Source organism: Shewanella sp. SR44-4, from assembly GCF_014163715.1.
Classification (GTDB): Bacteria; Pseudomonadota; Gammaproteobacteria; order Enterobacterales; family Shewanellaceae; genus Shewanella.
In genome coordinates, this window is the sequence record NZ_JACJDU010000043.1 from 26,650 (window position 1) to 44,634 (window position 17,985).

Sequence of the window (17,985 nt, forward strand, 5' to 3'; positions counted from 1 at the left end):
CGCTAAAACGGGTTTACGCTGTAGCCTTCGTGGGCTAATACTGCATGTGCAGTTAACGCGGATAATGCCATGGTAACGCCTGGTAATAAGTCTTGTGGTGTAATGCCGTAATATGCAGCTGTTTGACCACACACATAAAACCTAACTTGATTATTAATCAGCTGCGCAATTAAATCTTTATTAGCATTCTTTTGCCCTGCATTAAGTTGCTGATAAAAACTGTCCTTAGTCATATCATTAGCCGCTTTACCATGCACCACCATCGCAACAGAAATGTCCTCAAGCTTAACTCCAGCAGCGACGTGCATATTAATAAAGCGCGCCAGGGTATCGATACTACGATTTAATTCTGCTGGTTTAGATGCACTACTTAAATCAAAAGCGACTTTAAACTTCATACCGGCTGGTATGACTAAGCCGCTATTTACTTCAGCCACTTTGCCATAGTCTTTAATCACAGAACCCGATTTAAATGCATCAATACCCGCTGTTGCCGTAAATGATGAACATGCAATTAACGTCACTATTGTCGATGTAAACAGGTTTTTACTCATTGAACGTAAACCGAGTTTCATTATGTTGATATTCCTTATATCTATTTTTTATACTTACTCTAGCACAGATTAACGCTTAGGTTTTAGGCTGTTTCTGAGTATAATTGTCACTTAAATAATATGAACACTGAGTGATATGTCAATCCGCCCAATTACCGCTACAGACTGGCCCGCTATTATGGCGATACAAGCACAATGCTATGTCGAACTCACGCCAGAATCACTATCTGTCATGCAGAGTAAATGGCGATCTTCGCCCGCTAGCTGTGTGGTGTTTGAACAACAAGGTAACATGCTAGCCTACGCGCTTGTTCATCCTTGGTTGCAAGGCGATGCCCCATCGCTGGATACCGAGATAAGTGGCCAGATTAATGCCGATAGCTGGTATTTACATGACATGGCCATCTCACCCAACGCTCAAGGTTTAGGCATAGGTAAAAAGCTGTTTAATCATATAGTCAATCAGGCTAAATCAGCGGCGGTTAATGGCATTGGGCTAGTGGCTGTGCAAGGTGCACAAACTTATTGGCAGCAACAAGGGTTTACACCAAGCACCACCTCAGCAAAACTGACAAAGTCACTCGACAGTTATCCTGCTGGTGCATGTTACCTGTATTTATCCTTATCATAAGGTCTATCTCATGCACCCATCTGTCATCACCATCGGTTTATTGTGTTATACCAATCCTATTAAATATGTGCTCTTTCAGCGGGAGTTCAAAGTGCTGTAGGCAAGGCAGATGATTGAAGCGAATAGTGATTCTCGGTAACAAGCTCCTGCGTTACTCTACCTCCAGCATCTGACCGCCATGGATGGTGGGAATGTCTTATTTTTTATGGAAAAAAATAGACCATGCCGTCGTATTTTGAAAACATCTAACGCAGCATAAAGTACTTTGAAACCCGCCAGAATGGAGTCTCTCAGGTATTCCACTTCTGTGTTGCATCGATTTAAAAGGGAACAACCATTTCTACATCAATGCGCCTTGAATTGAAAAACCTGAGAGACTCTGAACTGAGCAGATATTTAATGAGATTGGTATTAGTTATATCTTCATGACTTTTGCTTGGTATGGTCATTTAAAAACCTTAAATAGCAAACTCTGGATTATCGCGGCTTTAGTGAGCAGAGGTATCGTCTTATTCGAATATTTATTGCAAGTTCCTGCGAATCGTCTTGGTTATACCGTGATTAACGTGGGACAATTAAAGATTGTGCAAGAGGTCATCACCTTATGTGTATTTATCCCTTTTGCCGTTAGGTATCTCAAACACCCCTTAAAGCTTAACTGTTTATAGGCTGGGTTATGCCTTTTAGGTGCCGTATTATTTATATTTAAAAGTGAATTACATTAATTTCAGGAGTTCTCCATGGCGCGCCAAGTGATCTATACCTTTAAAGGCCAAACCAAAACTATCGCCTTTAGCTATGACGTACATCATGATCTTTATGAAGCAGCAGCTGAAGCTGAAGGGATTGATTTAAAAAAGTTTCTAATCTTGGAAAAGCAAATTGCGTTAACGTCCAAAAAAGGCGCTAAAGCAGAGAAAGAATTTCGTAAAACCGAGTTTGCACGTTTTGGTTTTACGAGTATCAAATTTGTTCGTGAAGATGATGAGATTTAATCATTTTGGTTTACGTAAGGGCTAACTATGTTGAATTCAGATCATGCTAATTTCCCACGAGCGAGTTTTGTTCGACGTTTAGGTGCAATGGCGTATGACTCAATGCTTGCTATTGCCGTTTATATGTTTGCTGGTGCGTTAGGTTTTGGGTTTTTCTTTGGTCTGCAGAGCACCGGACTTATCGCGATGGGTGAGTACGAGCATGTGTCAGACTTGCTCAACAACACCCCGCTTTACCATGGTATTTATCAATTCTGGATAGCCATTTGTGTTGGTGGGTTTTACGCCATGTTTTGGAGCAGAGGTGGACAAACTTTAGGTATGCGAGCTTGGCGACTTAAGGTTCAGCACCCTAATGGTCAGAACTTAAGTTTTATTACGGCCTGTGCTCGCGTCATTTGGTCTTTATTAGGTGTTGGTAATCTGTGGATTATCATCAATGCTGATAAGTTAGCACTACAAGACATGATGACTCGTTCTGAGGTTGTCGTGTTATCAGTAGAAGCCAATCAAATGCGTAACTGGCGTGGTGCATAAATAAGCCACATACCAAACTAACTTACCTGCAAAACGAATAAACACGCATCAAACAAGTAATAAAAATGGCAACCCTTGGGTTGCCATTTTTATATACACTTTCACTTTCAATATAGACTAAACAACCAAGTGATTATTTACGAATATAATACAAAGCTAAGCCAGTAAATAACATGCTGGGCGCAATTGCACCCACCGCCGCTGGCAATTCATATACTATGCTCATCGGGCCAAATATCTCATTACTGATATAAAAGCTAAATCCTGCCACAACACCCAGTAGTACACGAGCTCCCATGGTCACCGTGCGTAACGGTCCAAACACAAACGATAATGCCACCAGCATCATCACAGCTACCGTTACCGGCTGCATAACCTTGCGCCATAAAGCCAGTTCATAACGACTAGGATCTTGTTGGTTAACCTTCAAATAATCGAGGTAGTCAATTAAGCCGCTAATGGATAATGCCTCTGGCTTAACCGACACTACACTCAACTTATCTGGTGTTAACGAAGATTGCCACACATCGGTATCAAGGTGATCACGAATAACCCGATCATCTTTAACCGTAGTATTTTCAACCACAGATAACTGCCAAGCATCGTCAATAAATACCGCGGTATTCGCATGGGTCACTCGGGTTAATTCTTGTTGATCGTTAAACTCATATAAACTGATGTTACTGAGCGTATTAACGTCTTGAACCTCACCAATATTAACGAATAAATCACCATCTTTTGCCCAAATACCACGATGAGACTTAATCAAACTGCCACCGGATATTTTAGTCGCTTGAAGCTCTTTTGCGCTTTTCTCCGCAATGGGTGCGCCCCACTCTCCCAGCGCCATGACCATAATCATCAACGGAATTGCCGTTTTCATCGCAGATTGAGTGATTTGTAAACGTGACATGCCAGAAACTTGCATCACCACTAATTCAGAGTTTGATGCCAGCATGCCCATACCAATTAACGCACCAAGCAGTACCGCCATTGGGAAAAACATTTCAATATCACGTGGCACTAAAAACAGCACGTAAATACCGGCATCTAGCATGGTATAAGCACCGCGCCCGACCAAACGTAATTGATCAACCCACTTAATGATGCCTGATAGCCCAGTCAAAATAAGTAAACACAAGCCTGATGTACTCACGATCATACGTGCGATATAAAGGTCTAATATTTTCATGCCGTCACCTGCTTACGTTTAAATAAGCCTAAGAACTTCATCCCTGTCGGGCGTTCTTTAATAAGTAACAACAATCCTAATAACAGCGCAAAGCCATGGATCCACCACATGCCTAAATACTGCGGCACCACCTCATCTTGCAGGGCTTTTCGGCCTGCAATCATTAATCCAAAGTAACCTAAATACAGCAAAATAGCGGGACCCATTTTAGCAAACTTACCCTGGCGAACATTAACCCGCGCTAACGGCACCGCAATCAAGGTCAATAATGGGATCGCGATAGGGATAGCTAAGCGCCATTGAAATTCAGCTGCAGCTTCAGGTCCTGGAGTATCCAATAATTGATCAACTGGCATTGCAGATAATTTACGTCGCCGCTCATCCACTTCCTGTTCTTTAATCTCCATTTTATAACCACCAAACTCAATCACTTGCAGTTCGAGTGATTTAGGACTGCCCTGATAACGAAAGCCTTTTTCAAGTTGTAACTGTTGGCTGCCAATATTATCTTCAATCACACGGCCTTTATTAGCGACGACAATATTTGTCAGGCCATTTTCATCTTCAGGATCAGGAAGCTGCGCCACAAAAACTTTATCTAAGCTATTGTCTTTATTTATTTTTTCAACAAACAAAACGGCTCGACCATTCGGACTAGCTTGAAAACGACCTTGTGTTAAGGCTGCTAATCCAGCTTCAGATTGGGCTTTTTCTAATACCTGATTCTGACGTTCTTCGGCCCAAGGTCCGACATAAACCGACAAATAAGCTGTGAATAATAAATTGGCAAAAGCAAGCAACAGGGTTACTCGAGTGACATACCATTCACTCACGCCGACGCCATGCAATACCACCATTTCATTTTCAGCATACATTCGCCCATGAGCTAATAATATCGCTAAAAAGAAGCTCAGCGGTAACACTAACACCGTCAATTGAGGCAGATTTAGCCCTAATAATGTCATCACTAACGAAGCGGGGAATTCACCATCAGATGCATCGGCTAACACGCGCACAAATTGTTGACTAATAAAAATAGTTAACAGCACCAAAAGTACCGCAAATTGTGCTTTTAAAACTTCACTAATAAGATATCTAAATACAATCACAAGTAGGATCCGGTGGCTAAACTTATCTTTTTACTGGTATCAGAGCAACTTTCATGTAAACTGTCTACTTTCAGCAGTTTTGCTAGTTTTCTGACCAGCGCGGAAGGTGCTTTGGGGTCATGGTTAACATCTATTTTGGCTGTCAATTTACGCCTCTTTTCGTTAATAATCCCAAACAGTTATCACCTTTTCGTTGATTATATGCCAGATGGCCTAATGCAAACATTATCTAATAAATATAAAAATTTGTCTTTAAGAATCTAGGAGTGCTCATGGAGTTTAGCGTAAAGAGCGGCAGCCCAGAAAAACAACGTTCAGCCTGTATCGTTGTCGGCGTGTACGAACCTCGCCGTCTGTCTGGTATCGCAGAGCAATTGGATAAAATCAGTGAAGGTTACATTAGTAACCTACTTCGTCGGGGTGACCTTGAAGGTAAACCAGGGCAAATGTTGCTATTGCATCACGTACCAAACGTACTAAGCGAACGTGTTTTACTGGTTGGTTGTGGCAAAGAGCGTGAGTTAGACGAGCGCCAATACAAACAAATTATCACAAAAACCATCAGTACCCTAAATGAAACCGGTTCAATGGAAGCTGTGTGCTTCTTAACTGAACTGCATGTCAAAGGCCGCGACACCTACTGGAAAGTTCGCCAAGCCATTGAGAGCACCCAAAATAGTCTGTATTCGTTTGATGCATTAAAAACCCGTAAAGGCGAAACTCGTCGTCCATTACGAAAAATGGTATTCAACGTGCCGACACGCCGTGAACTCACCATTGGTGAGCGTGCAATTGAACACGGAACAGCCGTATCTGCTGGTATGCATTTATGTCGTGACGTGGCCAACATGCCGCCTAACATTTGTAACCCTGCATATTTGGCATCTCAAGCGCGTCAAATGGCTGAAGTGTATGAAAACCTTAAAGTCACGACGATAGGCGAAGAGCAAATGGCCAAGTTGGGCATGAACGCTTACCTTGCTGTGGGTCGTGCTAGTGCCAATGAATCTATCATGACTGTGATGGAATATCAGGGCGCCGTTGACAGTACTGAAAAGCCAATTGTCCTTGTCGGTAAAGGGTTAACCTTTGACTCTGGCGGGATTTCATTAAAACCTGGCGAAGCCATGGATGAAATGAAATATGACATGGGTGGCGCTGCTGGTGTTATTGGCACCATGAAAGCATTGTGTGAAATGAAATTGCCTATCAACGTTATTGGTGTATTAGCGGGTTGTGAAAACATGCCTGCTGGTAACGCATATCGTCCAGGCGACATTTTAACCACTATGTCGGGCCAAACGGTTGAGGTGCTTAATACCGATGCCGAAGGTCGTTTAGTGTTGTGTGATGTATTAACTTACGTTGAACGCTTTGACCCTGAATTAGTGATTGATACCGCTACCTTAACCGGTGCTTGTGTTATTGCATTAGGTAAGCACGCTTCTGGTTTATTCAGTTCGCATAACCCGCTTGCACACGAAATGCTAAATGCTGGTGAGCAAAGTGGTGACCGCGCATGGCGCATGCCGTTATGGGATGAATACCAAGACATGCTAGACAGCCCATTTGCTGACATGACTAACTTAGGTGGTCGTCCGGCAGGTTCGATTACTGCAGCGTGTTTCTTGTCTCGCTTTACTAAAAAGTACAACTGGGCACATTTAGATGTCGCAGGTACAGCTTGGAACAGCGGTGCAAACAAAGGCTCTACCGGTCGTCCGGTACCCATTTTAAGCCAGTTCTTAATTAATCGTGCTGGTGTTGAAATTAGCGAATAAGTATTAACTTTGACGCATATTAAAGGGTAAAGCTTAAGGCTTTACCCTTTTTTTATTGTGGAAGACGCCAATAAATTAACCTGTAAAGTAAACCCTTAAAACCATCTGTACTAGGCTAACCATTGACGATGTAACTGCTCTTCATCGCCTAAATAATCCAATACCCAAGCCAGCGCGGGTGACATTTGTTCATCATTCCACGCCAAACAGCAGGCGCTAGGTTGTTTAACTCTATGGAGCGTTTTACAGACTAACTTACCTGACTCAATTAACGGTCCAGCCAAATGCTGCGGCATGTAGCCTATCCCTAAACCTTCGACAAAACAGTTAATGGCACTGTGCCAGTCGGGCACCACTAAGCGTCGTTGACTGTTTAACAACCACGTAATCCGTTTAGGAATATCACGAGAGCTATCTTCAAGACAAATAGACGGAAAAACACGCAACTCATCATCATGAAGTGGACCCATAATATTTGCCAATGGATGATCAGGGCTGACCACAAACAGCCAATCAATATTGCCCATATTAGTGAATTTAAACGCCCCACCGACTGGATTTGCGGTTGTCGCACCAATGGCAATATCACTTCTTCCTGCGGCAAGTGCTTCCCATACGCCATTAAATACTTCAATCCGAATAATCAGCTCAACATCTTGAAACTGTCTATAAAAATCTGCAATTAACGCATGAACGCTATCCGTTCTCACAATATTATCCAATGCAATAGAGAGCATAGGCTTCCAGCCATTAGCCACTCGTTGAGTGTCTCGTTTCATCAACTCCATATCGTTAAGAAACTGGCGCGCTTTTACGGCGAAATGCCTTCCTGCTGGGGTTAGGCTGACACTGCGATGATGGCGAATAAATAACTCGACTCCCAGTTCAGTTTCAATTTGTTTGACTGAATAACTTATCGCTGACGGTACCTTGTGCAATTTTTTCGCAGCGGCGGTAAAACTGCCCGTTTGGGCGACAACGTCTATTAGCTCAAAAACTTGCTGTGAAAGCATATCAATTTAACTCGCTAGAAAATGTACGGTAACAGCACAAGATGAATAACGCATTCGAGGTTTAATATTGAACTGAAACCCTCCATGCCTGTAATTACATCATGGTATCAATATTTTTGATAGCAGCTGTCAAAAATAAACGTTTCCAGCTAATTTAGTAAACCATTAAGCTAGCGGCCTTTATTGAACTGACGAAAATAGATATGCCTAATTTGAACAATAACAATATATTAATCAACACAAAACAAACAAATATAACATTCTACTTGTTTCTGTTTTATTTAGCCTTACTGAGTATGTTAGGTTTTGTCGCTACCGACATGTACCTGCCATCATTCAAATCTATTGAAGGGACTTTTAATGCAAGTACCTCAGAAGTGGCCATCTCGTTAACCAGCTTTTTGGCTGGCCTCGCTATCGGACAGTTATTGTATGGGCCGTTAGTGCATAAAATAGGTAAACGGAATTCACTGTTTGCGGGTCTAAGCCTGTTTATGCTGGCAAGTGCACTCATTGCGTTCAGTGACAGCATGTTGATGATGAATATTGCCCGCTTCTTCCAAGCCATTGGTGCTTGCAGTGCAGCCGTTATTTGGCAAGCGATTGTGATAGAACAATACCCAGCCGATAAAGCTCAAAATATTTTCTCTAATATTATGCCTTTAGTGGCATTGTCTCCAGCATTAGCGCCCATTGCTGGCGCACTGATACTGAATAGTTTTGGTTGGCGTGCGGTGTTTATTAGCTTATGTATCATTGCAGTATTACTCATTGCCATGACGTATTTTTTTGTGCCAAAAGAAAAAGCTAGCGTACACAAAAGCAAAACTCATATCCGCTATAAGCAACTACTGGCCAATACCCAATATCTAGGTAATGTAGTAATTTTTGGTGCGTGTTCAGGGGCTTTTTTTGCTTACTTAACGTTGTGGCCTGCAGTGATGGAGCAGTATGGTTACGCCGCGACAGAAATTGGCTTAAGTTTTATTCCCCAAACCATCATGTTTATTGTCGGTGGCTACTCAAGTAAATTACTGATCCGCAAATTTGGCACCAAAGGCAGCCTAAACTGTTTACTGATATTGTTTGGTTTGTGTGTTGCGGCCATTTTCACCTCCAGTGTGATCCTCGATACAGAAACAATATTGCCACTGCTCATTGCATTCTCTTTGCTAGCAGGAAGCAATGGCGCTATTTATCCTATTGTGGTCAATAATGCTCTGCAAGAGTTCAGCAATAACGCGGCTAAAGCTGCAGGATTACAAAACTTTTTGCAGATTACTATCTCTTTTGGGGCATCAAGTCTGGTGGCAATTTGGGCAAGTGCGGGTGATAACGCTATTGGTTGGGGAATTCTGGCCTGTTCAGTATTGGTTGCCGTTGGCCACATAATTAAAAGCCATGATTCTTGGGCACAAATACATCAGAATTTTACCTTTCCTGATCCAGCAAGATTATCTCAAGCCTCAACTAAAAATGACCAGTAACCGTGGTCTGGCGATAAAATAACGCCTTATATGATGAGGTTATAAATTTGTCTATAACTTCATCATATGCTAGGTTATTTATTGAACAATTTAATGTTCTAATTAATCATCAAATTAACAATCACAAGGAATGGGTTGAATGACGCAACACAACCGCTTGATAATGTCATTAGCGTTGGCAAACCAATAAATGAAACGCTTGCCTTTAACGCTTTATATCATCTTCCTCAGCGTTTGCTTTGCACTCACGCCAACGGGCGAGCTATTTGCAAAAGACCATCCGCAAGTTCGATTTATCACCCATCCTTTACCCCCATTTAGTTATCTTGACAATGATCTTTTAAGCGGTTTTTCTATCGATATTGTTCAAGCGATGATGCAACATACCCAGCACACAGCCAACATTGAAATGTATCCCTTTAATAGAGCATTTCAGATATTGAAATCACAACCAAACACTGCGTTGTTTGTCATTGCTAAAAGGCCAGAAAGAGAAGTAAACATGAAATGGGTAGGTCCCATTATTAGCAGCGGAGTGTATTTTTACCAAAAACGTAATTCCGGACTCTCATTAGCATATTTAGAAGACTTAAAACGTGTCCGAAATGTTGGTGTAGTACTTGGTAATGCTGATCACACCTATTTGGATTCCCAAGGATTCACTAACCTCAGTACTGATAAATCCCAATTACAATCGCTCAAAATGCTCAGTTATGGCCGAGTTGATGTTGCGCCAATGAGCGAACTAGTGATGCCATTTTTGGCAAAAGCAGCCGATATCGATATCAACTCAATAGAACGTACCCCGATTAAGTTATACGACTCTACCTTGTATATCGCATTTTCAAACGACACTTCTGATGAGGTTATTGCACTATGGCAGCAAGCATTTGATGAGTTAAAATCATCAGGTATGTACCAGACCATTTATCAAGATTATTTTCCAACTGATACCGATATTGCTAAGCGATAACGGATCATTAATTTCCAATACATAACAACTGCAATAGATAATTTTTACTATCGAATTTTCGTTATCCGCTAAATATGCTTAATGCAATATCCCCAAAAGATCCTCTCTAAACCAAACTGACTAAGAATAAACAATGATTAACTTGTTACATGTAAGTAACAAATTTAATATAAAACCCAAAATAGCTTAAATGTATAATTTAATGAAATAAAACTCACTGAAAGGAATGTTCAGATGAAGGCGATGAAAGTCATACTCATTTCAATAGTCAGCGCGTTGGCGCTTTTTGGGTTAATGGCTATTTTATTGGGCTGGCTACTCAGTTCCATGTGCGGTAATAACGTTTACACCGAATCACTTTCATTAGATAAAATGTACAAGGCTGTTATCTTTGAAAGAAGTTGCGGTGGCGCTTCTGGCTACTCAACTCAAATATCAATCATAAAAGCTGACGAGCAACTGTGTGACAATTGTGCTGGCGACGTGTTCGTTGCCAATGACCATCCTAACGATAATAAACTCAACTTAGTCTGGTTAGGACAACAAGATTCTGACGACCAACAACTGCAAATTCATATTCCAGCTGATATCGTAATTGAGACTCAAGAAACGACTTGGTCCTCTTGGTTTGACAGTATCGATATTTCCTACCCTGTATTTGACCATTACCCATTAGCCTGTGAACAAACGCCGCAACCTAAAGCGTGTCAGTTTGTGACAAATGATCAGAAACTTATTGATGTGTTAATCAAGTATGAAGGCTTTAAAAACCATAAAGCACTGGCTGTATCGGTTAACGATATGGGTAATGTTAGATATGGATACGGTTATGGTTATGACTCAATGTTAAAAGCACAACGCAGAGCTTTAAAAGAGTGCACCAAAGGGACTCGTCCTACTCATGTAAAATGTGAGTTAATCCGTTAAGGCAAACCAATGCGATTTGAACCCAAACAACACAAAACACATTTAATTGATAATCAGAAAATAGATGTCTATTACAATCGTGTCACCACCCGTTTTAGCTTATCCATAAATCAGCAACAGGTTTATAGTCGACTACTGCTGTTAAGCCCATGGCGAAAGCAACAAATCCTTATAAACAACACGCCATACAACTTAACCATCATTTGGTTTTTATTGTGGCGATCCAGTTTAACCCCTACTCAGCAGTCAGACCGCCATCCTACAATTATAGAACTTCTGCCTGAACGGCGTAGAAAATCCATTATGATCGCGATATATTTAGGATTAATTAGCAGTATTAAACTGACGCTAGGGATATTAATCTATTCCAACGTCATATGAATATCGCATCACGAGGCCATTAACCCGCAGACGATTTTAGTGTAAACTCGAGCCCAACTTATTAACCTGTTATAAGCATCACCACATGACTCAAGCCTTGTTTTACCTTATGCCTGATAATCATAATCAAATGAGTGCATTAGATGCGCTCTATTTAGCTGCTTGCAGGTTAGCTGAACAACAATATCGTCAACAAAAAACCGTCTACATTCACTGCAAAGACAAACAGCAAGCTTATGCCATTGACGAATTACTGTGGCAATTTGAGCCAAACGCCTTTGTACCACACAACTTAAAAGGTGAAGGCCCAGTAACAGGTGCACCTGTGGAAATAGGTTTTGACACTTTAGGGCCAAATAAAAGTCGTCAAGTTCTGATTAATCTTGCAGACCAAATGCCCAGTTTTGCGGTAAACTTGCCCCATATTATCGATTTTGTCGCTAATGATGACGAACTTAAGCGCATTGCTCGCAATCGCTACCGTCAATATCAGAATGTAGGCATTACGCCCAGCACTCAAGCATTAGCTGAATAAACACTTAATTTAGATAGAGAACATAACGCTCCTATGGAAAAAACATACAACCCAAAGTCTATCGAACAAGCCCTTTACCAAAACTGGGAAGAGCAAGGTTACTTCAAGCCGCATGGTGATGAATCAAAAGGCAATTACTGCATCATGATCCCGCCACCGAATGTAACCGGTAGCTTGCACATGGGTCATGCCTTCCAAGACACCATCATGGATACCCTTACCCGCTTTGAGCGGATGAAAGGTAAAAATACCTTATGGCAAGTCGGCACCGACCACGCGGGTATTGCGACTCAAATGTTGGTTGAGCGTAAGCTTGAAGCCGAAGAAGGTAAAACTCGCCATGATTTAGGCCGTGACGCCTTTATTGATAAAGTGTGGGACTGGAAAGAACAGTCTGGTGGCACGATTACCAAACAGCTTCGCCGTATGGGCGCATCGGTTGATTGGGATCGCGAACGTTTCACTATGGATGAGGGCTTATCAAAAGCGGTTCAAGAAGTGTTTGTTCGTCTATACGATGATGAACTTATTTATCGTGGTAAGCGCCTAGTTAACTGGGATCCAAAGCTACACACCGCCATTTCAGACCTTGAAGTTGAAAACAAAGAGAAGCAAGGCCACATGTGGCACTTCCGCTATCCTTTGGCCCAAGGCGCATTAACAGCCGACGGTAAAGATTACCTAGAAGTGGCCACTACGCGCCCAGAAACCATGTTAGGTGACAGCGCAGTAGCCGTGCATCCAGATGATGAACGTTACCAGTCATTAATTGGTAAATTCATTCTATTGCCTATCGTTAACCGTTTAGTGCCGATTGTTGCCGACGATTATGTCGATATGGAATTTGGTACCGGTTGTGTAAAAATCACTCCAGCCCATGACTTTAACGACTATGAAGTCGGTAAACGTCATCAACTGCCTATGTACAACATCTTCACCTTAGATGCCGCCGTACGTAGTTTTGTTGAAGTGATTAACACTGATGGCACCCCAAACAAAGGTGTCGAGATTGCCTTGCCAGAGCGTTATGTTGGCCTAGACAGATTTAAAGCCCGTGATGCTATCGTGGCTGAATTTGACAGCTTAGGTCTACTTGAAAAGGTCGCTCCGCACGGCTTAAAAGTACCTTATGGCGATCGCTCTGGTGTGGTGATTGAACCATTACTAACCGACCAATGGTACGTGGCTGTGCAGTCAATGGCTAAAACAGCCATTGAAGCAGTAGAAACCGGTGAAATTAAGTTTGTGCCGCAACAATACGAGAACATGTACTTCTCATGGATGCGCGATATTAAAGACTGGTGTATTTCACGCCAGTTATGGTGGGGACACCGAATTCCAGCTTGGTACGATGAAAACGGTAAAGTCTACGTTGGCCGTAACGAAGCAGAAGTGCGCGCTAAACACAAATTTGCCGACTCAGTAATATTACGTCAAGACGATGACGTATTAGACACTTGGTTTAGCTCGGCATTATGGACTTTCTCAACCTTAGGTTGGCCTGACAACTTAGAAGACTTAAAAACCTTCCACCCAACCGACGTGTTGGTCACAGGTTTTGACATCATCTTCTTCTGGGTTGCGCGGATGATCATGATGACCATGCACTTCATTAAAGATGAAGATGGCAAGCCACAAGTACCATTTAAAACCGTTTACGTTACCGGTCTTATCCGTGACGAAGTTGGCAATAAAATGTCAAAGTCTAAAGGTAACGTCCTTGATCCATTAGACATGATTGACGGTATCGAGCTTGAAACCTTAGTTGAAAAGCGTACTGGCAATATGATGCAGCCGCAACTGGCGGCAAAAATTGAAAAAAGTACCCGTAAAGAGTTTGCCGACGGCATTGAAGCTCATGGTACCGATGCACTGCGCTTTACCTTAGCTGCAATGGCTTCAACCGGCCGCGACATCAACTGGGACATGAAACGTCTTGATGGTTACCGCAGTTTCTGTAACAAGTTATGGAATGCGTCACGTTACGTGTTAATGAACACTGAAGTGCAGACAGATCCAGATAGCGATGAAGCTGGCGAGCCTTTAGATTGCGGTCAACTATTGGTTGATGGCAAACCAGGTGCGATGGAATTGTCGCTAGCCGATCGTTGGATCATTGGTTTATTTAACCAAACCGTGAAAACAGTTGAAGACCATATGGCTGCTTACCGTTTCGACTTAGCCGCTAACACCTTATACGAGTTCACTTGGAATCAATTCTGTGACTGGTATTTAGAATTAACCAAGCCTGTTATGCAAAATGGCACTGAAGCGCAAATGCGCGGCACTCGCCACACTTTGGTCAATGTGCTTGAAAAAATGCAGCGTCTAATGCATCCATTTATGCCGTACATTACTGAAACGATTTGGCAACGTGTCAAACCGTTAGCAGGCGTAACTGGCGATACCATCATGCTAGCATCATTCCCAACTTATCAAGCAGATCAAGTTGATGCGACCGCGATGGCCGATCTTGAATGGGTTAAGCAAGTGATTGTGGCTGTACGTAATATTCGTGCTGAACTTAATATTGCCCCATCAAAGCCGCTTAATGCGTTACTGCGTGGTGTGAGTTACGAAGATCGTATTCGTCTTGAAGCAAACCAAACATTCTTTGCAAGTTTGGCTAAACTCGAAACGATGACCATTTTATCTGAAGGTGAAACGGCGCCAATGTCGAGCACTCAGTTAGTCGGCAATATGGAGCTATTAATCCCAATGGCAGGTTTGATCGATGTAGGCGCAGAAATGGCCCGTATCGATAAACAGTTAGAAAAGCTTGCTCAAGAGATTGCCCGTATTGAAGGTAAATTATCTAATCAAGGTTTTGTGGCTAAAGCCCCTGCTGCGGTAATTGATAAAGAACGCGCTAAGATGACCGATTTAACTCGTGACATTGAAAAGTTAAACGAACAAAAAGTCGAATTAGCTAAGATTTAACGGCAACCATAAGTTGTTGTCTTAAGGTTTACTTTGTTTAACAAAGCACTCTTCAAAAAACCAGCGAATAACTCGCTGGTTTTTTATCTTCGTTGATGTGACCCATGGCGATAATATTAGGTTTATTTGGTTCAAAATTGAAACTTTGATATCTCAACTTACATTTTTGGTGTATAAGCTTCGGCCAATATCATCATTCTATCTAATGGGTCAAAACCATGTCTGATAAATACTTTTTTAAAGGTCGTAGAACCCCTAAGCCAGCTTATGGTGAAAGTGGTTATAACACCAAACGTGCCGCCAAACTGGGCACGGAAGCGTTACCGTTAATATTGTCAGTTCAAACCGAAGCTCGCCAACATGAAGTGGCTGCTATGGTCGCTGAACAGCAACTCTTTGCTAATATCACTATTGATGCAGATAAGCCTGAAAACATTGTTGATTTAACTGGTTTATTGAATAAACCCAAAGCGGTTACTTCTGAAGCTAAGCCAAACCGCAATGATGCTTGCCCTTGCGGCAGTGGTAAAAAGTACAAAAAGTGTTGCGGTGCTTAAACCAAAATACCAACGTTAGGCTCGTTGGTCACTAACGGACCAATGATTAAATATTGAAGCGGATCTTACGATCCGCTTTTTTATTGCCTTTAGATTGTTAACGTTAACGTTGTATACACTTAACAATCGAGGCTTACCTATGTAACCACATCACAAATTCACAAATGAGCGGCACTCTTGGCGGATCACTTATGGATAGGGTTTGGTATTAATCACGAACTTAGGTAAAGTGTCAGCCTTTGTTATAAAAATGAAACAGACCATAAAATAAAAGGGTGACTTATGAGCACTAATTCGCACTCAGACAATGATTTGAGTGAAGTAAAACAGTTAGGCATGTGGGCCGCGATCACCAGTTTAGGCTATATATTTTGGCTTGTCGGTGGTATGGAGCTAATAGAACGCATTGCCTATTATGGTGTCAAAGCCAGTGCTGGCTTATACGCTAAAGCGCCAGTATCACAAGGCGGACTGGGCATTAATTTAAGCGATTACGGTATTATTATATCCGTGTGGGCGTTGCTACAAACCTTCGTACCTGTGCTAACTGGCGGAATTTCTGACCGTGTCGGTTACAAAGAAACCATTTTCGTTTCTACCATCATCAAAATCTGTGGCTATTTAACCATGGCATTCTTCCCTAGCTTCTGGGGTTTTCTCGCTGGCGCCATGTTGCTAGCCATGGGTACAGGGGTATTCAAACCTGGTATTCAAGGCACTTTAGTACTGTCAACCAACCGAAATAATACTTCAATGGCTTGGGGCATTTTTTACCAAGTGGTTAACATCGGTGGATTTTTAGGTCCATTGGTGGCGGTACATATGCGTCAATTATCTTGGGATAACGTGTTTTACGCCTGTGCAGCCATTATTTCGTTTAACTTTTTATTCTTATTGGCTTACAAAGAGCCCGGCAAAGCTGAGCGCTTAGAGCGCGCACGCCAAGTGAAAAATGGTGAAATCACACAAGAAGCACTGTGGAAGGATGCCTTAAGAGAACTAAAGAAACCTGTGGTGATTTACTACATGCTGGTGTTTGCCGGTTTTTGGTTTTTATACAACTCATTATTTGATGTACTGCCTATTCACATTGCGGAATGGGTTGATACCAGCGTCATTGTCACCTCCTTATTTGGCCCAGAAGGCACCAGCAGCGGCATATTGCAGTTTTGGCTAGGGTTGAATAATGACGGTACCAAAGTGATGCCAGAGGGCATGCTTAACCTCAACGCGGGGATGATCATGACCACTTGCTTTATTGTTGCTGCGCTTACGGCTAAATATCGCATTACCACCACCATGTTTGTCGGTTGCTTATTGAGTATTTTAGCCATTGCCTTGGTCGGTGCATTTAATGCGGCTTGGATGATTGTATTGGCTATTGCCATGTTCTCTGTCGGCGAAATGATGATCAGCCCAAAGAAAAACGAGTTTATGGGTAACATCGCACCTGAAGGTAAAAAAGCCATGTATTTAGGCTTTGTCATGCTTCCTCAAGGCATAGGTTGGACGTTAGAAGGTTATTTCGGCCCTAAGCTTTATGACATGTACGCGTCAAAAGAACGCATCGCCCGTGAAGCGCTATCTGAACATGGTATGAACTTAACCGATATTGCTAACATCCCTCAAGGTGAAGCATTTAGTCGCTTAGTCAGTACCACAGGTCAAGACCCACAGGCATTAACCCAAGCTTTATATCAAGCCAACAATATCGGCATGGCTTGGTATATTATCGCCGCCATTGGGATTATTTCTGCAGTAGGTATTTTCATCTACGGAAAATGGCTATTAAGGATGCAGCGCCAACAAGTAGCTTAGTTGAGCAGACTGTAGAGTATTTACCATAAAGTACCGATTTGATATAAGGGAAGCAGCAATGCTTCCCTTTTGTTTTTCATCCAAAATAGGTTAATAGGTTTTAATGAAGCAATAATACAACCCCTCGTTAACTTACCTCTCATTAACTTATAACGCATTAACTCCGTTGTTATTACCGACTATGGTTTATTATCTACCCTATTTATTACCTACTCTATTTATTACCTACTCTGTTTATTATCTACACAGTCCATTGCCAATTGGTAGCCCATATACATCAAATGACACACCAAATAACAGACATAATGTGTCAGCAGTCTCAACGATTTACATGCCGAAGTGTCTGGCCCATTAAGTCATAATCAGTTTAGATAAAGCGCCACTAGGTTAGATGGTTAAGTTGACGTTGAAATGTCATTAACCTCTTCAATGGTCGATTAAATAGCGATAACTAAAGCTACTGGCATTGGTTGGATTGATTACATTGGGATTGATTAGACTCGGTTAAATTGGTTTGAGTTTGAGTTTGAGTTTGAGTTTGAGTTTGAGTTTGAG

The 17,985-nt window shown here is 42.0% G+C and carries 16 protein-coding genes; 12 read left to right on the forward strand and 4 right to left on the reverse strand.

Annotated features, from left to right (window positions below):
- Positions 1–2 precede the first annotated feature (2 nt).
- On the reverse strand, positions 3–575 hold the full coding sequence (locus H5125_RS17130) for a DsrE family protein (RefSeq protein ID WP_101085817.1): 573 nt from the start codon (positions 573–575) through the stop codon (positions 3–5).
- 115 nt (positions 576–690) lie between these two features.
- Here H5125_RS17130 and H5125_RS17135 point away from each other — a divergent pair, with 115 nt between their 5' ends.
- From H5125_RS17135 to H5125_RS17150, 4 genes are all read left to right on the forward strand, one after another.
- Positions 691–1,185, forward strand: a complete 495-nt coding sequence (locus H5125_RS17135; protein WP_101085818.1) for a GNAT family N-acetyltransferase — start codon at positions 691–693, stop codon at positions 1,183–1,185.
- Between the two features lie 392 nt (positions 1,186–1,577).
- Positions 1,578–1,853, forward strand: coding sequence for a DMT family protein (locus H5125_RS17140; RefSeq protein ID WP_277949081.1), 276 nt, complete (start codon positions 1,578–1,580; stop codon positions 1,851–1,853).
- Between the two features lie 72 nt (positions 1,854–1,925).
- Positions 1,926–2,180, forward strand: coding sequence for a DUF2960 domain-containing protein (locus tag H5125_RS17145; RefSeq protein ID WP_011636402.1), 255 nt, complete (start codon positions 1,926–1,928; stop codon positions 2,178–2,180).
- A 27-nt stretch (positions 2,181–2,207) separates the two neighbouring features.
- A complete protein-coding gene (locus H5125_RS17150; protein WP_101085820.1) occupies positions 2,208–2,717 on the forward strand; it encodes an RDD family protein in 510 nt (169 codons plus the stop codon).
- A 133-nt stretch (positions 2,718–2,850) separates the two neighbouring features.
- Here the strand turns inward: H5125_RS17150 and lptG are convergent, their stop codons facing one another.
- Together lptG and lptF are read right to left on the reverse strand one after the other, a co-directional pair.
- Positions 2,851–3,909, reverse strand: coding sequence for an LPS export ABC transporter permease LptG (lptG, locus tag H5125_RS17155; protein WP_101085821.1), 1,059 nt, complete (start codon positions 3,907–3,909; stop codon positions 2,851–2,853).
- Positions 3,906–5,018 carry an LPS export ABC transporter permease LptF gene (gene lptF, locus H5125_RS17160; protein WP_101085822.1) on the reverse strand — a complete coding sequence of 371 codons (1,113 nt, stop codon included), beginning with the start codon at positions 5,016–5,018 and terminating at the stop codon, positions 3,906–3,908. Before lptF ends, lptG begins: the two co-directional genes overlap by 4 nt.
- A gap of 272 nt (positions 5,019–5,290) precedes the next feature.
- Here lptF and pepA point away from each other — a divergent pair, with 272 nt between their 5' ends.
- A complete protein-coding gene (gene pepA, locus H5125_RS17165; protein ID WP_101085823.1) occupies positions 5,291–6,799 on the forward strand; it encodes a leucyl aminopeptidase in 1,509 nt (502 codons plus the stop codon).
- A gap of 110 nt (positions 6,800–6,909) precedes the next feature.
- On the opposite strand, the gene punR is transcribed toward pepA, so the two are convergent.
- Positions 6,910–7,812 (reverse strand): DNA-binding transcriptional activator PunR, encoded by a 903-nt coding sequence (punR, locus tag H5125_RS17170; protein WP_101085824.1) that lies wholly within the window; start codon positions 7,810–7,812, stop codon positions 6,910–6,912.
- 203 nt (positions 7,813–8,015) lie between these two features.
- On the opposite strand from punR, the gene punC reads away from it, so the two are divergent.
- From punC to H5125_RS17205, 7 genes are all read left to right on the forward strand, one after another.
- A complete protein-coding gene (punC, locus tag H5125_RS17175) occupies positions 8,016–9,299 on the forward strand; it encodes a purine nucleoside transporter PunC (RefSeq protein ID WP_101085825.1) in 1,284 nt (427 codons plus the stop codon).
- A 190-nt stretch (positions 9,300–9,489) separates the two neighbouring features.
- Positions 9,490–10,272, forward strand: coding sequence for an ABC transporter substrate-binding protein (locus tag H5125_RS17180; RefSeq protein WP_182744837.1), 783 nt, complete (start codon positions 9,490–9,492; stop codon positions 10,270–10,272).
- 234 nt (positions 10,273–10,506) lie between these two features.
- Entirely contained in the window at positions 10,507–11,199 is a 693-nt protein-coding gene (locus H5125_RS17185) for a hypothetical protein (protein ID WP_182744838.1), read from the forward strand.
- A gap of 466 nt (positions 11,200–11,665) precedes the next feature.
- Positions 11,666–12,115, forward strand: coding sequence for a DNA polymerase III subunit chi (locus H5125_RS17190; RefSeq protein WP_011636391.1), 450 nt, complete (start codon positions 11,666–11,668; stop codon positions 12,113–12,115).
- A gap of 33 nt (positions 12,116–12,148) precedes the next feature.
- Positions 12,149–15,055, forward strand: coding sequence for a valine--tRNA ligase (locus H5125_RS17195; RefSeq protein ID WP_182744839.1), 2,907 nt, complete (start codon positions 12,149–12,151; stop codon positions 15,053–15,055).
- Between the two features lie 218 nt (positions 15,056–15,273).
- Positions 15,274–15,612, forward strand: a complete 339-nt coding sequence (locus H5125_RS17200) for a PBPRA1643 family SWIM/SEC-C metal-binding motif protein (protein WP_011636389.1) — start codon at positions 15,274–15,276, stop codon at positions 15,610–15,612.
- 282 nt (positions 15,613–15,894) lie between these two features.
- Positions 15,895–17,430: an MFS transporter gene (locus H5125_RS17205; protein WP_162022493.1), complete on the forward strand. Its 1,536-nt coding sequence runs from the start codon at positions 15,895–15,897 to the stop codon at positions 17,428–17,430.
- The last annotated feature ends 555 nt before the right edge of the window (positions 17,431–17,985 follow it).

Excerpts from the sequence above, each read along its gene's own strand:
- H5125_RS17195 (WP_182744839.1), top strand. The coding sequence starts at position 12,149 with ATGGAAAAAACATACAACCCAAAGTCTATCGAACAAGCCCTTTACCAA.
- punC (WP_101085825.1), top strand. The coding sequence starts at position 8,016 with ATGCCTAATTTGAACAATAACAATATATTAATCAACACAAAACAAACA.
- H5125_RS17145 (WP_011636402.1), top strand. The coding sequence starts at position 1,926 with ATGGCGCGCCAAGTGATCTATACCTTTAAAGGCCAAACCAAAACTATC.
- H5125_RS17130 (WP_101085817.1), bottom strand. The coding sequence starts at position 575 with ATGAAACTCGGTTTACGTTCAATGAGTAAAAACCTGTTTACATCGACA.
- H5125_RS17205 (WP_162022493.1), top strand. The coding sequence starts at position 15,895 with ATGAGCACTAATTCGCACTCAGACAATGATTTGAGTGAAGTAAAACAG.
- punR (WP_101085824.1), bottom strand. The coding sequence starts at position 7,812 with ATGCTTTCACAGCAAGTTTTTGAGCTAATAGACGTTGTCGCCCAAACG.
- H5125_RS17180 (WP_182744837.1), top strand. The coding sequence starts at position 9,490 with ATGAAACGCTTGCCTTTAACGCTTTATATCATCTTCCTCAGCGTTTGC.
- H5125_RS17185 (WP_182744838.1), top strand. The coding sequence starts at position 10,507 with ATGAAGGCGATGAAAGTCATACTCATTTCAATAGTCAGCGCGTTGGCG.
- H5125_RS17190 (WP_011636391.1), top strand. The coding sequence starts at position 11,666 with ATGACTCAAGCCTTGTTTTACCTTATGCCTGATAATCATAATCAAATG.
- H5125_RS17200 (WP_011636389.1), top strand. The coding sequence starts at position 15,274 with ATGTCTGATAAATACTTTTTTAAAGGTCGTAGAACCCCTAAGCCAGCT.
- H5125_RS17150 (WP_101085820.1), top strand. The coding sequence starts at position 2,208 with ATGTTGAATTCAGATCATGCTAATTTCCCACGAGCGAGTTTTGTTCGA.
- lptG (WP_101085821.1), bottom strand. The coding sequence starts at position 3,909 with ATGAAAATATTAGACCTTTATATCGCACGTATGATCGTGAGTACATCA.
- H5125_RS17135 (WP_101085818.1), top strand. The coding sequence starts at position 691 with ATGTCAATCCGCCCAATTACCGCTACAGACTGGCCCGCTATTATGGCG.
- pepA (WP_101085823.1), top strand. The coding sequence starts at position 5,291 with ATGGAGTTTAGCGTAAAGAGCGGCAGCCCAGAAAAACAACGTTCAGCC.